This is a genomic window from Paenibacillus glycanilyticus NBRC 16618, assembly GCF_004000805.1.
GTDB lineage: Bacteria > Bacillota > Bacilli > Paenibacillales > Paenibacillaceae > Pristimantibacillus > Pristimantibacillus glycanilyticus.
Window position 1 is genome coordinate 1 of record NZ_BILY01000071.1, and the last position, 14,441, is coordinate 14,441.

Genomic DNA, 14,441 nt, shown 5'->3' on the forward strand with positions numbered 1-14,441 from the left:
TCGAGGCGGGAAAAACCGCCATCGGGCGAGCGAATAAGGCTCTGCGAGGGCGTTAAACGCCCGCACTAGGGCAAGAGCAGGGCTGATAAGACCCCGACAGGGTCTTATCGCGGCCAGCAAGCCGCCCGGCGGGGCGATTACCGCCGCAGCCGGGCAATAGAAACAGAAGGAGGGAAAGAACATGAAGGTGCTGTGGGCACATGACCATACGTTTTATTTTAACGAATCGGGGAAATTTTTCTCTGGCGGCAAGCTGCCTTATGCGGTGTGGGAACGGTATTTAGGCGTATTCGACCAGATTACGGTTGCAGCCCGGGGCAAGAAAGCATCCTCGGATGAAGATATGGCGGGCAAAACGCTGTCGAGCGGACCTAATGTGGATTTCCTTGTGCTTCCGTCACTGAGTAATCCGGTCAATAAAATGACGAAGCGGGGCTACATCGAGCAGCTGCTGCAAGAGGCAATCGGCAAAGCAGACGCCGTTATCGCTCGCGTGCCAAGCGAAATCGGAGCCGAAGCGATCCGGGTTGCGCGCCAAATGGGCAAGCCTTATGCGGTTGAAGTCGTAGCCTGCGCTTGGGATGGACTATGGAATTACGGCAATCTGCAGGGTAAGCTGTACGCGCCGTTCTCGCTGAACCAGACAAGGACAATCGTGAAGGATGCGCCTTATGCGCTGTATGTAACGGAGCGGTTCCTGCAGCAGCGTTATCCGAATGTCGGCGGCAAGACGGAATCGTGCTCCAATGTGGAAATTCCGGAGCCGGGCGACGAAGTGCTGACACGCCGGTTGGAACGCCTGCAGGCGATGAGCCCGGATTCGCCGATGACGATTGGGCTGATCGGCTCGCTGAACGGCCGCACGAAAGGGATCGACATCGCCCTTCGCGCCATTGCCAAAGTGAAGCAGCAGCTGCCTTCGGTCAAGTTCCGCGTGCTTGGCGACGGGGACCCGGCACGCTGGCAGGCCATGGCCGAAAAGCTCGGCATCGGAAGCATGGTCTCTTTCGAAGGTGTGCTGCCAAGCGGCGGGGCCGTATTCGAATGGCTGGACGGCATCGATTTGTATCTGCAGCCAAGCTACCAGGAAGGACTGCCGCGGGCCACGATTGAAGCGATGAGCCGGGGATGTCCGGTGCTTGGCTCTACGGCAGGCGGCATTCCGGAGCTGATCCACGAGAGCTGCCTGCATCGTCCGGGCCAAGTCGGCCCGCTGTCCGAGCAGATCAAGCGCGCGACGTTTGACCGCCAATGGCTGAAGGAGCAAGCGGAGCGGAATTTCGGCAAGTCGAAGCAATTCACGAAGCAGCGGCTTGATGCGAAGCGGCAGGCGTTCTGGCAGTCTTTCGGCGATATGGTGCGGCAAGGGGCTTTGAAGGATTCGGTAGCGGAAGCCGCGGCCGCGGCGGAACAAGTTGTTACGGACACAACGGAGCAAACCGAGACCTATACAAGCAGCGAAACAACAAACACAAGCGCAAACACAAGCACAAGCACAAGCACAAGCACAAGCGCAAGCACAAGCGAGAGCAGAGAAAGGGTGGGGGCTATATGACGATTTTGGTGACGGGAGCAGCCGGATTTATCGGCTTCCATTTGAGCGCGAGATTGCTGAAGGAAGGCAAGCGCGTCGTGGGGCTGGACAATTTCAACGACTATTACGATGTGCAGCTGAAGCGGGACCGCTGGTCGCAGCTGGTCGCTTCGCCGTCCTTCAAGGGAGCCGAGCAGGATTTGGCGGATTACGAAGGTCTGCTGGCGTTAATCCGGGAGGAAGGCGTTACGACGATCGTCCATTTGGCGGCTCAGGCGGGCGTGCGTTACAGCCTCACGAATCCTTTTGCTTATCTGGAGACGAACCTGCAGGGCTTCGGCCATGTGCTGGAGGCTTCGCGCCAGGCGGGCATCAAGCATCTGGTCTATGCTTCCTCCAGCTCCGTGTACGGAGCCAACGTCAGCATGCCGTTCTCGGTCAGCGACAATGTCGACCACCCGGTCAGCTTGTATGCGGCAACGAAGAAATCCAACGAGCTGATGGCGCATGCCTACAGCCATTTATATAACCTGCCTACGACGGGACTCCGGTTCTTCACCGTATACGGTCCATGGGGCCGCCCGGATATGGCGTACTTCAGCTTTACGCAGAAAATTATGGCCGGACAGCCGATTCAGGTGTTTAACGAAGGCAAAATGCAGCGCGATTTCACGTATATCGACGACATTGTGGAAGGCATTTACCGTCTGCTCGACCGTGCGCCGCAGCCAAACGCGGAGTGGGATCGCGTCGACCCGGATCCGGGCACGAGCTATGCGCCTTACAAGGTGTACAACATCGGCAACAACAAGCCGGTTGAGCTTATGGCGTTCATCAACACGATTGAGGACAAGCTGGGACGCAAAGCGGTTATGGAATTCAAGCCGATGCAGCCGGGCGACGTAACCGCAACCTACGCGGACATCGACGGATTGATGGAGGATGTGGATTTCCGTCCGGAGACAACGATTGAGGAAGGCATCGGACGTTTTGCCGAGTGGTACAAGTCGTACTACGGCGCCCAAGCAGATCTGCAGACGGCGGTAAAGGCGGCGGGACAATGAATCGAAAAATAGCCCATATCTGCACCTCCGGCATCAGCCACAAAATTATGGGCGACAAGCTTCGGCTGCTTCAGCAGCAGGAAGGCGTAGAGGTAACCTTCATCTCCTCTCCAGAGGGTGTAGATGCGGAGCTGATGAAGGAAAAAGCCTACCCGTTCGAATGGAAGCTGCTGCCGATGGCGCGCTCCATTCAACCGGTTGCCGACCTGCGTTCGATCCTTGCGATGTACAAGCTGTTCCGCCGGGAGCGGTATGACATTGTGCATACCCACACGGCCAAGGCCGGCCTCATCGGACGGATTGCGGCGAAGCTGGCGAGGGTTCCGGTGGTTATTCATACGAGCCACGGGTTGCCGTTCTATGAAGGGCAGCCGAAGAAGACGTATTGGTTATACAAAATGCTGGAGAAGTTTGGCGCGTTATGCAGCGATGCGATAGCGTCGCAGAACGAGGAGGATGCCGGCGTGCTTCGCAAGATGGCGCCTTGGCGGCCGGTGTTTGTGGAAGGCAACGGCGTAGACCTTAAGCATTTGGACGAACTGGCTAGTGCGGTAACGCCGGAGCAGACGGCGGCGCTTCGCAGGAAGCATGGCATCGATCGGGAGGAAAAGGTGCTGTTTATGGCGGCGCGTTTTGAACCGGTGAAGGATCATAGTCTGCTGCTCGATGCTTTATCGGAGCTCAAACGGGTTGGTGCGCTGAATTGGGTAACGGTATTGGCCGGACAAGGTCCGCTGGAGGCGGAAATTAAGCTTCAGGCGGAAATGAGCGGCCTAGAGGACGATGTGCTGTTCGTCGGACAGCAGTCCTCCATTATTCCTTGGCTGGTCATGGCCGATGCCGTAACGTTGACCTCGGAAAAAGAAGGCATCCCGCGCTCCTTGATGGAGGCCATGGCGCTAAGCAAGCCGGTTGTTGCCACGAAAGTGCTGGGCACGCGAGAGCTGGTGGCGCATGCCGAGACCGGATTGCTCGTCCCTTACCGGGATTCGATGCAGCTGGGCGAAGCGCTTGCGGCGATGATGAACACGCCGGAAGCAAGGAAGCGGATGGGCGACGCGGGACGCCGCCGGATTGAGGCAGCGTTTACGGAAGCCCGGGTTGTCGAACGTCTGATGCGGCTGTATCGCAGTACGAAGGCTCAAGTGGATCGGAGACGCGGACTTGGAGCTAGGCTGAATGCCTTTGGCAAGCGGCTGTTCGATCTGGTTGCCAGCGTACCGGCTGCGCTGCTGCTGTCGCCGGTGATGCTGATCGTTGCGCTGCTGGTGAAGCTGAAGCTGGGTTCGCCGGTATTGTTCAAGCAGCAGCGTCCGGGCAGGTACGGCAATCCGTTCTACGTGCTGAAGTTCCGCACGATGCGGGACGCATACGACCGGTTTGGTCAGCCGCTGCCGGATGAAGCGCGGCTGACATCCTTCGGCAAGCTGCTGCGCAAGCTGAGTCTGGACGAGCTTCCGCAATTATTTAACGTGATTCGCGGGGATATGAGTCTGGTGGGGCCCCGGCCTCTGTTGATGGAATATCTCCCGCTTTATACCGAAGAGCAGGCGCATCGTCACGATGTGCGTCCGGGCATTACGGGCTGGGCGCAGGTGAACGGACGCAATGCCGTCTCCTGGGAGGACAAGTTTAAGCTTGATCTCGTTTACGTGGAGCGTCGGAGCATCTGGTTTGATTTTCGCATATTGGTTATGACTGTGGGAAAGGTGCTGAAGCGTGACGGAATTTCGAGCGCGGGTCAGGCCACCGTTCAAAAATTTACGGGAAGCAGAGAAATGGGGAATGCATCATGATTAGCGGTCATACGGAGCAATACCGGGTAATGGAGGAGCCTGCAAGACGCCCTCTCATCGTTGTGGGTATGGGTGGACATGGCCGGGTGCTGATGGATATCGCCCGCGTATCGAAGACTTACCGATTGGCGGCAGTCCTTGACGACCGCTTCTCCGGCGTCGAGCTGCGGGGCGGCCTGCCGTATGGTCCAATCGCGACGCTGAAGCATTTTCTCGCGGATGAGCCGGGTATGCACGTGGTAATCGGCATCGGCGACAATCGGACGAGACGAGCCATCGTAGAGATGCTTTCTCTGCCTGAGTCCTCATACGCAGTGCTCGTGCATCCCGCGGCGGTTGTTGCAGAGGATGCGCGAATCGGGCTTGGCGCCGTGGTGATGCCCGGCGCGGTTATTGGCCCGGGCGCCGTCGTTGGCGCACACGCCATTATTAACTCCGGCGCGGTCGTCGAGCATGACGCGCTGGTCGGCCCGTTCGCGCATGTATCGCCGAACGCGACTATGGCCGGCGCAGCCTCCGCCGAGGAAGGCGCGCATATCGGCAGCGGCGCGGTGCTCATCCCGCGCATCCGCGTCGGCAGCTGGTCCGTGCTTGGCGCGGGCGGCGTCGCGGTCCGGGATATCCCCGGCGGCAAGACCGCCGTGGGCGTCCCGGCACGGGTCGTGCAGCCACGCCTCAGCGTGGAGAAAGCGCTGTAAGGAAGCAACAGTGACAGTGTAAGGTGGAAGCCCGCCTTACACGGCCGGCTTCCGCAGTGGTTCCGCTGAAAGGACGAACACAGCCTTTCATGTATCGCTGCGGTGGGATTTGGCCGCTGAAAGGCTGGAATACGCCTTCACTACCATCAAGCGCTCAGCGCCAGGCCCGGTCAGCCCCTTCTGGAGCTTACCGCCCTCGCCGCTGGCGGCGCAGCAAACCAAAACCAAGCGCGCGGCGTTGCCAACGCAAGCCGCGCGCACCATATAGCCCGCCCTGACAGAGGCGGGCAGCACAAAGAGGAGCTGATCGCGACGTGAACAACAGTCGAATCTATTTATCCCCGCCGCATTTGGGAACGCGGGAGCGCGAATACGTAGACCTAGCCTTCCGCACGAACTGGATCGCGCCGCTTGGTCCCAATGTCGACCAGTTCGAGCGCGAGCTGGCCGAGAAGGTGGGAGCGAAGGGGGCAGTTGCGCTGTCCTCCGGCACCGCGGCCATCCATATGGCGCTTAAGCTGCTGGGAGTTGGACGCGGCGACCGCGTTTTCGTCTCCTCGCTTACGTTTATCGCAAGCGTGAATCCGGTATTGTACGAAGGCGGCGTGCCGGTCTTCATCGACTGCGACGCCGAGACCTGGACGATGTCGCCGCAGGCGCTCGAGCGCGCCTTCGAGGAAGCGCATCGCAACAAGCAGCTGCCTAGAGCGGTTATCGTTGTCCACCTGTACGGGCAGAACGCCGACATGGATGCCATTAACGAGATCTGCGCCAAGTACCGCGTGCCGGTCATTGAAGACGCAGCTGAATCCCTGGGCACCATGTACAAAGGCAAATCCAGCGGTACACATGGCAAATTCGGGATTTACTCCTTTAACGGCAACAAAATCATCACCACCTCGGGTGGCGGCATGCTTGTCTCCGACGATACCGCGGCGCTGTCAAAGGCTCGCTTCTGGGCGACGCAAGCCCGCGAGCCACAGCCGCATTACGAGCATGCGGAGCTTGGCTACAATTACCGTCTGAGCAACGTGCTCGCGGGTATCGGCCGCGGACAGCTGGAGCTGCTCGATGACCGGGTAGCTGCTAGACGCGCGGTGTTCGACCGGTACAAGCGGGCTTTCGCCGACATCGAAGGCATCAACATGATGCCGGAAGCGGAATATGGCTATGCTACCCGCTGGCTCACGACAATGACGATCGATCCCATCACTACGGGCTGCACGCCGGCCGATCTTCTGGAACGGCTTACCGAAGCAAATATCGAAGCGCGCCCGGTATGGAAGCCGATGCACCGTCAGCCGCTTTTGCAATATTACCCGTATTTCCCGCATGAGCCGGGAAGCAGCGTGTCCGACACGCTGTTCGAGCAAGGCATCTGCCTGCCGTCGGGCTCCAGTCTCACGTGGGATGAGCAAGACCGCGTCATTACCTGCATCAAACAAACCATTCAGATGAAATCGAGGAGGATGTCCCATGAAAGTGCGTAAAGCGATAATTCCAGCTGCCGGTCTCGGCACAAGATTCCTGCCTGCAACAAAAGCTCAGCCGAAGGAAATGCTGCCGATCGTGGACAAGCCGACTATCCAATACATCATTGAAGAAGCAATTGCTTCCGGCATCGAAGACATTCTGATCATCAGCGGCCGCGGCAAGCGGGCGATCGAGGATCATTTCGACAAAACGTTCGAGCTGGAGGACATGCTGGCCAAGAAGGGCAAGACGAAGGAGCTTGAGCAAATCCGCGGCATCTCCGAGATGGCGAACATTCACTACATCCGTCAAAAAGAGCCAAAAGGTCTTGGCCACGCGATCTGGTGCGCACGCAGCTTTGTAGGCAACGAGCCGTTTGCCGTCCTGCTTGGCGACGATATCGTACAGTCCGAGGATCCTTGCCTCAGCCAGCTGATCCGAGTCCATGACCGCTATCAGTCCTCGGTGGTTGGCGTGCAGCGCGTAGCGGATGAAGATGTATCCAAATACGGCATTATCGCGCCTCGCGGATCGTCGATCGAGCCGTCGGTCTTTTTCCTCGATGGACTAGTGGAGAAGCCTTCGAAGAAAGCCGCTCCTTCCAACTATGCCATTATGGGCCGTTACATCTTGACGCCGGAGATCTTCGATATTCTCGAGCATCAATCCCCAGGCGCGGGCGACGAAATTCAGCTGACCGACGCGATCAAGAAGTTGAATGACCAGCGCAACGTGCTGGCTTACAATTTTGACGGCGTCCGTTACGACGTAGGCGACAAGTTTGGCTTTATTAAGGCACAGCTGGACTTCGCGCTTCAGCGCGATGATCTGCAGAAGGATGTGCTGGGCTACCTGCAGCAAGTATACGAGAAGCATTTTATTACGAAGGCGGCGAACTAACATGCGGAAAATTACGGTAATCGGTACGGGTTATGTCGGTCTTGTTTCGGGTACTTGCTTTGCCGAGGTAGGCAACCGGGTCATCTGCTGCGACGTGGATCAGCGCAAAATCGACCTGCTCAATAGCGGTGTCATTCCGATCTATGAGCCGGGTCTCGAAGAAATGGCGCTTCGCAATAAAAGCGAAGGCCGCCTGCTCTTCACAACCGAAGTAGGCGAAGCGATCGAGGCTTCGGACATCGTCTATATCGCGGTTGGCACACCGATGTCGGAGACGGGCGAAGCGGATATGCGTTACGTCATGTCGGCAGCGAAGAAAATCGGCGAGCATCTGAACGGTCACAAAATCATCGTGAACAAAAGCACCGTGCCCGTTGGCACAGGCGAGCTCGTGCGCGAGGTTGTTCAGGCGAACAAGAAATACCCTTGGACAAGCTTTGACGTCGTGTCCAATCCGGAGTTCCTCCGTGAAGGTACGGCGCTGTCGGACTGCATGAACATGGACCGTGCCATTATCGGCTCGGACAACGCGGAGGCGGCGGAGCAGATCGCGCAGCTGCATGCGCCGTTTAACACGCGGATCTTCAAGACGGATCTGGAAAGCGCGGAGATGATCAAATACGCGGCGAACACGTTCCTCGCAACGAAAATCTCGTTCATTAACGCCATCGCGAACATCTGCGAGAAAGTCGGCGCCGACGTGGAAGACGTAGCCAAAGGCATGGGCATGGACAGCCGGATCGGCGAAAAGTTCCTCCAGGCCGGCATTGGCTACGGCGGCTCCTGCTTCCCGAAAGATACTTACGCGTTAGCGCATATTGCGGACAAGTCAGGGTATGATTTCGAACTGCTGAAGTCGGTGATCAAAACCAACCATCGCCAGCGCTTCGTCGTTATGGACAAGCTTCGCGAGACGCTTGGCGGACTTGCGGGCAAGCAGATTGCCGTGCTGGGGCTGGCATTCAAGCCTAACACGGACGATATGCGCGAGGCACCGTCCTTAAGCATTATTCCGGAGCTGCTGAAGCAAGGCGCGGTTGTTCGCGCGTTTGATCCGATTGCAGCCGAAGCGGCTAAGAAACAGCTGCCTGCGGAGGTCGCTTATCTGGAGTCGGCGGAGCTTGCTGCTGCAGGCTGCGACGCCTGCGTGATTTTGACCGAATGGAATGAAGTACTGACGATGGATCTGGCTAAAGTCCGAGAACGGATGAAGCAGCCGATCATGATTGACGGACGCAACAGCTTTGATCCGAAGGTCATGGAGCAGCACGGTTTTGTCTACTACTCGGTAGGACGCCGTCCGGTGAATCGCCTTGAAGCGGAACGCAAATCCGTGAATTTGTAAGAGGGAAGTGACTGCAAATCCTGATCTCGAAAGGGGGTGAGCACTTGAAAGAAGGTCCGCTTCGGCCGGGCGGATGTGAAGTGCGGATTTACCTTATAAAACGAAATTGCAGGAAATGCAGGAGGAGGAAGGTATGAAAAAGAAATTCCGGGCGCTGATAACGCTGGCTGCTACGGCATTGCTTGTGCCGGCGCTTATTGTTAACGCGTCGAGCGCAGCAGCTGCATCCAAAACAACAACAGCTGCCGTTACAACGGGATCGTCATTGTCGAGCTTTTTCTCGCAATCGTCGTTCCAGCCGCTTGCCAATACGTTCATTCAGAAGGTCATTCAGAATTTTGCGCAGGAAGTGCAAAAGGCTGTAGAGAGCATTCAGAACGGCAAAGGCAATAACGGCAAAGGCAACAGTGGCAACAACGGTAACGGTAATGGCAACGGCAACAACGGTAACGGCAATGGCAACAACGGCAATGGTAATGGCAACAACGGCAATGGCAACGGCAACAACGGCAATGGCAACAACGGCAACAATGGTAACCATGGCAACAACGGCAATAACGGTAACAACGGCAACAACGGCAACAACGGTAATGGCAACGGCAACAACGGTAATGGCAACGGCAACAACGGTAATGGCAACGGCAACAACGGCAATAACGGCAACAACGAGAAAAAAATCCAACAGGTGTACAATGACACTTCGGCGAAGCTGTTCCAGCTGCGCAACCAGTGCCAGGCCGGCCTGACGGACATCGCCGTGGAGTTCACGACGTTAACGTCTACGCATGAGAAGACGGTATTGTACAAAACCGGTACAGCCGCATTCAGCGCCTGCACAGCTCAGTACAAAACAGTCATGAACGATGCGAGCGCGCAAATCGTTGCTCTTGGCGGCGAGCCTTCGATCCTTGAACCGATGCAAAAACGGTACGAGGAAGAAATCATCGCAGGACGTGCACAGCTTAACGCAATCGTAGGCAAATAATTTTTATTCGCCAACCAAGAAGAACCGCGTAATGGAGGGGAGCCTCTATTGCGCGGTTTTTTCTATCCTGTTTTCGGATTATAATAGGTACGGAAACGGAGGTTGTCATCATGATTATCAGAGAGCTTGAGGAGAAAGACAACGCAGCTATTGAACGCGTAATCAGAGAATGCCTGATCGAATTTGGAGGCAATCGGGAAGGGCTGGCCTGGGCTGACGATAGCCTGAGCCATCTGTCCGACTATTATAATCGCGATGACCGGGCCTATTGGGTTATCGAGCAGGATGGCGAGGTTGTTGGCGGCTGCGGGATCGCGCCGTTTGCCGACTCGAAAGAAGTATGCGAGCTTCAGAAAATGTATCTTTTCCCGGCGGTGCGAGGAACGGGCGTGGCGGCAAAGCTGCTCGATACGGCGATAGCTTTCGCCCGGCTTCATTATAAACAGTGCTATCTCGAAACATTGCAAAACATGCATGCCGCTAACCGCTTCTACGCCAAGCATGGCTTCGAGTCGCTCGCAGCGCCGCTTGCAGGATCGGAGCATTTTGCGTGCGACGCCTGGTATATCAAAGGTTTGGAGAGTGTTTGAATGATGTCTCTCAACATTCAATTCGTCCCCATAGAACCGGCTGATCTCGACACGGTTCAGGACATTGTGAATTCGAATGCCGATTACAATCGGATGGAGAACGGCCGGCCCGAACGCTCCCGCGAGGAGCTTCTGGAGCAGCTCTCTCCAGACCAGCACAGCCTTATGATTCGGCTGGACGGACGTGCTATCGGTCTGCTGCAGTATTTGGACCGGAACCCGAAAGACGGTTATCCATGGCTCGGTCTGCTTATGATACATGAAGAGCTGAAGGGCAGAGGCTACGGCAAAGCGGCTTACGTTGCCTTTGCGCAGAGACTCAGACAGGAAGGGAAGCAATCCGTACGCATCGGCGTTATTCCGGAGAACGAACCCGCCAAACGTTTTTGGAGCTCCTTGGGCTTTCAGTATTATGCGACCAAAGTGGCCAATATCGGCATAGAGGTGGAATGTTACGAGAAGGCTTTATGAGTGCAGCAGGCGGATACCGTCTGCTTTTTTTGTTTTATTTGGAAACTTTTAGGTGCGGCAAGCGTCCTAAGTATGGGAGGTGGGGATTTGCGAGGTTTCGTTTACAGCCTGTTCTTGGGCATGATCTTCTTATTGGGTGCATGCACCCAGGCTGAAGAAGTTCAGCATGTTGAAGCGTTTGGCATTGAGGTTATGGAACAGAATGCGGAAGGTCTGTATGAACCTGCGGGATTTAAGAAAGTAAATTCCATTATTACGACAAAGAAAGACCGGAATTATATGAGGGTGGAGCTGAAGTCCGTCGAAGACTTCTACGATACGGGTGGCAAGTACATCAAAACCGTCATAACCCATGAACAAGGTTATAAGTCGAACGTACTGGATACGAAGGATGGATTTCATCGAACGGAAGAGCTTCATGAGCCGTCAACGATTCTGATTCCCGACGAAGACGCCGAGAACTTCCGGGGAGACCAATTGTCCAGTGACGAACTCGGGCAACTAAAGAAACACGTACAGTCTTTTATGAAGCTGGTTGATTAAGCAGGCGAATTCGTCTGCTTATTTTATTTTGGGCAAAACCGTTTGCTCCTCCCGGGAGTCTAATAAATAGATGCATAATGGCAGGGGAGGAAGCGTGTGGGAAACGAATTACTGGTAGCCGCAGCGAAACGTGGCGACGATGCTGCCTTTTATAGTCTCATAACGCAGCATAAAGAGAAGATGTACCGGATTGCTTATTCGTATTTGAAAAACGAAGCCGATGCCTTAGAAGCCGTGCAGGAAGCGACCTGCCGCGCGTATATGCAGATTCGCAAGCTGAAGGAGCCGGAGTTTTTCGGCAGCTGGCTGATCCGGATTCTGATGAATTATTGCGCGGACGAAGCGAAGCGGAAGGCACGAAGAGCGGACGGACAGCAAGCCGCTGCCGCTGCGATTGATCCGCATGCAACAAGCGGCGAGTCGGCCTTGCTGGAGCGGGTTATGCTCGAGTCGGCGGTGGAGCAGCTGGATGCGAACTATCAGAAAGTGATTCAGCTGAAGTATTATCATGATCTGACCATTACGGAGATTGCAAGAACGCTGCAGAAGCCCGAAGGTACGATAAAAACATGGCTGCATAAAGCGCTAGGCGGGTTGCGGCAGCGGTTGGGGAAGGAGGGGGAGCCGAATGGATGAGTATCGGGATGAACAAGCGCGCGAGCTTCCTGAGCTGGAAGCGATGAAGGACTATATGGAGGACATTCCTATTCCGTCCGGGATAGACGCGACAATATGGAGCGGCATAAAGGCCGGTCGGCAGCGCAGAAGGCGCAGGGTATTTTCCAGAATGGCTGCTTATACCGCTTGTCTCTTGCTTGTCGTATCAGTCGCTTCCGTCCGCTTCTCTCCTGAAGTAGCCGCGTATGTGGGGGAGATACCGGGCCTCAAGCCGCTGGTCGAGCTCATTCATTATGATAAAGGCCTTGAGCTGGCAATAGACAATGATTTTATGCAGCCAGTGGCCCTCTCGGAAGTACGAGACGGAATTAAAATGACGATTGACGGCATTATCGCCGACGAATCGAGAATCATTGTGTTCTATACGCTGGAGAACGTAGATGGGCAGAAGAGTATCGTTAATCTTCAAAAAGTAGAATTACCGAATAATAAGGATATCTCCATATCACATGGATTCTCCGCATATAACGATGACTGGAAGAGCATTCAGGGAACGATAGACTTTTATCCTAATGATGCGGGAGAATTCCCGGATACGCTGAACTTGAAGCTTGGAATCAATAAGGTTACCGAGACAGCTACAAAGAATACGGAGTGGAATTTCAGCATCCCTGTAGATAAAACAAAATTTGAGGGGATGAGGGAGAATTACGTAATCAATCAGACCGTTACGGTTGAAGGACAACAGATTACTTTTGGGAAAATGACCGTGCATCCGACTAGAATCGAACTTGAAGTAACCTACGATGCGGCTAATACGAAGAAGTTATTTTACTTCGATGATCTTAGGCTTGAAGATGAGAAAGGAGAAACCTTCGGCACGATCTCGAATGGCGTAACCGGTTCGAATATAAGCGAGAACAGTCAAATACTCTACTTCCAGAGCAATTACTTCCGTAAGCCTGAACATCTCTATCTAAGGGCGAGCAGTATTCGGGCACTGGGTAAAGATAAGCTGGAGGTGAAGGTGGACCTCGATCGCAAACAACTGCTTGCAAGGCCGGACAGCTTGCTTACTATAAAAGATGTTAGCGCCAGCGATGAAGAAGGGCAAAATTGGATTGTCTTTGGATTGGAAAATGAGGACCCGTTGGATAAGGCCAGAGCGTATAGCTTATTTAATATGTCTTACAAAGATGCCTCCGGCCAATCCTTCAATTCGGATAGAACGGGATCATCCGGCGATGAGTACCGATTCTACATTCCGAAGGGGAAATACCAAAGCCCGCTTACGCTATTCATTCAGGATTACCCGACCCGGATTCACGGGGATATTGATATTAAAATTAAATAAGATGAAACGACCGATGCGAATGAACGCCACTGACCTTCACTTCTGAGTGAGGGCATATCTTTTCACCGTACGTTGGATCTACTCCAGTGAAATCAGGTTAAATGTGCGACTAGAGAGAGCTACGATGGATTTGCTCCAGTAAAAGGGGAAGAGAATAACCTATTTCTACCCAAATGTGTTGATTATACTGTAGCCAATCCAATGTAGGACGCGTTTCCGTTCAAAATTGTCTATTACACGGTATGGAATCCAATGTAGCTCTACTTTAATGCTCTGGGTATACCCTATCGCTCCAATATGATGTTAATCCGCCAGCAGAAAGTCCAGAACCGCGCTCTCGAACAAATCCGGAAACTCCACGTTAGGGAGATGGACGGCTGGCAGCATAAGAAGCCTTGCGTGCGGCACCGTCTCGGCGAGTAATTCGCCATGGCTCGGGAGTGTTACCGTATCATACTGACCGGCGATGACTAGCGTCGGGCTGCCGATAAGAGCAGCGGTCCGGCGCAGATCCATGTCGCGGATGGCCGCCCAGCTGCCTCCGATTCCTTCCGCACGAGTGGCGAGGACCATTTTGTGAAAAGCTGCGACAATCTCGCTCCCCGACTCGATCATTGGCGAAGGAAACCAATTGTTGATAAATGTATCGGCGAATCCATTCAGGTTCTCGGCCTGCAGAACCGAGTCAATTAAGCCATTCCATTGCTCCGCGGGTCCCAGGTAAGACGAGGTATTGCTCAAGATCAGCCGGTTGATCCGCTCGGGAGCGTGGATGCCAAGCCATTGTCCAACGACACCGCCAAGCGACAGCCCTAGAAAATGAACGCGGCCGATCTGAAGCGAGTCGAGCAGCTCGACGACATCCCTGCCCATTCGGTCCGTGGAATAAGGTCCGGCGGGGGTATCCGAGTCGCCGTGTCCGCGGTAGTCGTAGCGCAGCATGAGAAAATGCTCCTTAAATGCCTCCATCTGTCCGTCCCACATATTCATGGATGTGGCAATGGAGTTAGCCAGCAACAGTATCGGCTTGCCGGCGGCCCCTTCCAGCCGATAAGCAAGCCGAACGCCAT

The 14,441-nt window shown here is 55.0% G+C and carries 14 protein-coding genes and 1 pseudogene; 14 read left to right on the forward strand and 1 reads right to left on the reverse strand.

Annotated features, from left to right (window positions below; translation table 11 throughout):
* Positions 1-181: 181 nt before the first annotated feature.
* The 14 genes and pseudogenes from PGL01S_RS29960 to PGL01S_RS30025 all read left to right on the forward strand — a co-directional run bounded on the left by PGL01S_RS29960 (position 182) and on the right by PGL01S_RS30025 (position 13,371).
* Positions 182-1,555 (forward strand): glycosyltransferase family 4 protein, encoded by a 1,374-nt coding sequence (locus PGL01S_RS29960; RefSeq protein WP_244935818.1) that lies wholly within the window; start codon positions 182-184, stop codon positions 1,553-1,555.
* Positions 1,552-2,598, forward strand: coding sequence for an NAD-dependent epimerase (locus PGL01S_RS29970; RefSeq protein WP_127499296.1), 1,047 nt, complete (start codon positions 1,552-1,554; stop codon positions 2,596-2,598). Before PGL01S_RS29960 ends, PGL01S_RS29970 begins: the two co-directional genes overlap by 4 nt.
* Positions 2,599-2,645: 47 nt before the next feature.
* A pseudogene (locus PGL01S_RS31385) lies at positions 2,646-3,659 on the forward strand (glycosyltransferase family 4 protein); the annotation flags it as partial.
* A gap of 114 nt (positions 3,660-3,773) precedes the next feature.
* On the forward strand, positions 3,774-4,394 hold the full coding sequence (locus PGL01S_RS31390; RefSeq protein WP_280525723.1) for a sugar transferase: 621 nt from the start codon (positions 3,774-3,776) through the stop codon (positions 4,392-4,394).
* Positions 4,391-5,092 (forward strand): acetyltransferase, encoded by a 702-nt coding sequence (locus PGL01S_RS29980; protein WP_244935819.1) that lies wholly within the window; start codon positions 4,391-4,393, stop codon positions 5,090-5,092. The genes PGL01S_RS31390 and PGL01S_RS29980 overlap by 4 nt, the downstream gene beginning before the upstream one ends.
* Positions 5,093-5,406: 314 nt before the next feature.
* The gene (locus PGL01S_RS29985; RefSeq protein WP_127499300.1) at positions 5,407-6,582 is read left to right on the forward strand and encodes a DegT/DnrJ/EryC1/StrS family aminotransferase; all 1,176 of its coding nucleotides are present in this window, start codon (positions 5,407-5,409) and stop codon (positions 6,580-6,582) included.
* Complete coding sequence (galU, locus tag PGL01S_RS29990; RefSeq protein ID WP_127499302.1) at positions 6,569-7,465, forward strand: UTP--glucose-1-phosphate uridylyltransferase GalU; 897 nt, start codon at positions 6,569-6,571, stop codon at positions 7,463-7,465. Before PGL01S_RS29985 ends, galU begins: the two co-directional genes overlap by 14 nt.
* A gap of 1 nt (position 7,466) precedes the next feature.
* A complete protein-coding gene (gene tuaD / locus PGL01S_RS29995) occupies positions 7,467-8,810 on the forward strand; it encodes a UDP-glucose 6-dehydrogenase TuaD (protein ID WP_127499304.1) in 1,344 nt (447 codons plus the stop codon).
* Positions 8,811-8,943: 133 nt separating this feature from the next.
* On the forward strand, positions 8,944-9,795 hold the full coding sequence (locus PGL01S_RS31075) for a hypothetical protein (RefSeq protein ID WP_176587502.1): 852 nt from the start codon (positions 8,944-8,946) through the stop codon (positions 9,793-9,795).
* A gap of 110 nt (positions 9,796-9,905) precedes the next feature.
* The gene (locus PGL01S_RS30005; protein WP_127499306.1) at positions 9,906-10,385 is read left to right on the forward strand and encodes a GNAT family N-acetyltransferase; all 480 of its coding nucleotides are present in this window, start codon (positions 9,906-9,908) and stop codon (positions 10,383-10,385) included.
* On the forward strand, positions 10,386-10,856 hold the full coding sequence (locus tag PGL01S_RS30010) for a GNAT family N-acetyltransferase (RefSeq protein WP_127499309.1): 471 nt from the start codon (positions 10,386-10,388) through the stop codon (positions 10,854-10,856).
* Positions 10,857-10,943: 87 nt separating this feature from the next.
* Entirely contained in the window at positions 10,944-11,399 is a 456-nt protein-coding gene (locus PGL01S_RS30015; protein WP_244935820.1) for a hypothetical protein, read from the forward strand.
* A 96-nt stretch (positions 11,400-11,495) separates the two neighbouring features.
* On the forward strand, positions 11,496-12,035 hold the full coding sequence (locus tag PGL01S_RS30020; RefSeq protein ID WP_127499313.1) for a sigma-70 family RNA polymerase sigma factor: 540 nt from the start codon (positions 11,496-11,498) through the stop codon (positions 12,033-12,035).
* Positions 12,028-13,371, forward strand: coding sequence for a DUF4179 domain-containing protein (locus PGL01S_RS30025; protein ID WP_127499315.1), 1,344 nt, complete (start codon positions 12,028-12,030; stop codon positions 13,369-13,371). The genes PGL01S_RS30020 and PGL01S_RS30025 overlap by 8 nt, the downstream gene beginning before the upstream one ends.
* A gap of 303 nt (positions 13,372-13,674) precedes the next feature.
* Here PGL01S_RS30025 and PGL01S_RS30030 read toward each other — a convergent pair.
* On the reverse strand, positions 13,675-14,441 hold a 767-nt coding region (locus tag PGL01S_RS30030), incomplete at its 5' end, for an alpha/beta fold hydrolase (protein WP_127499317.1).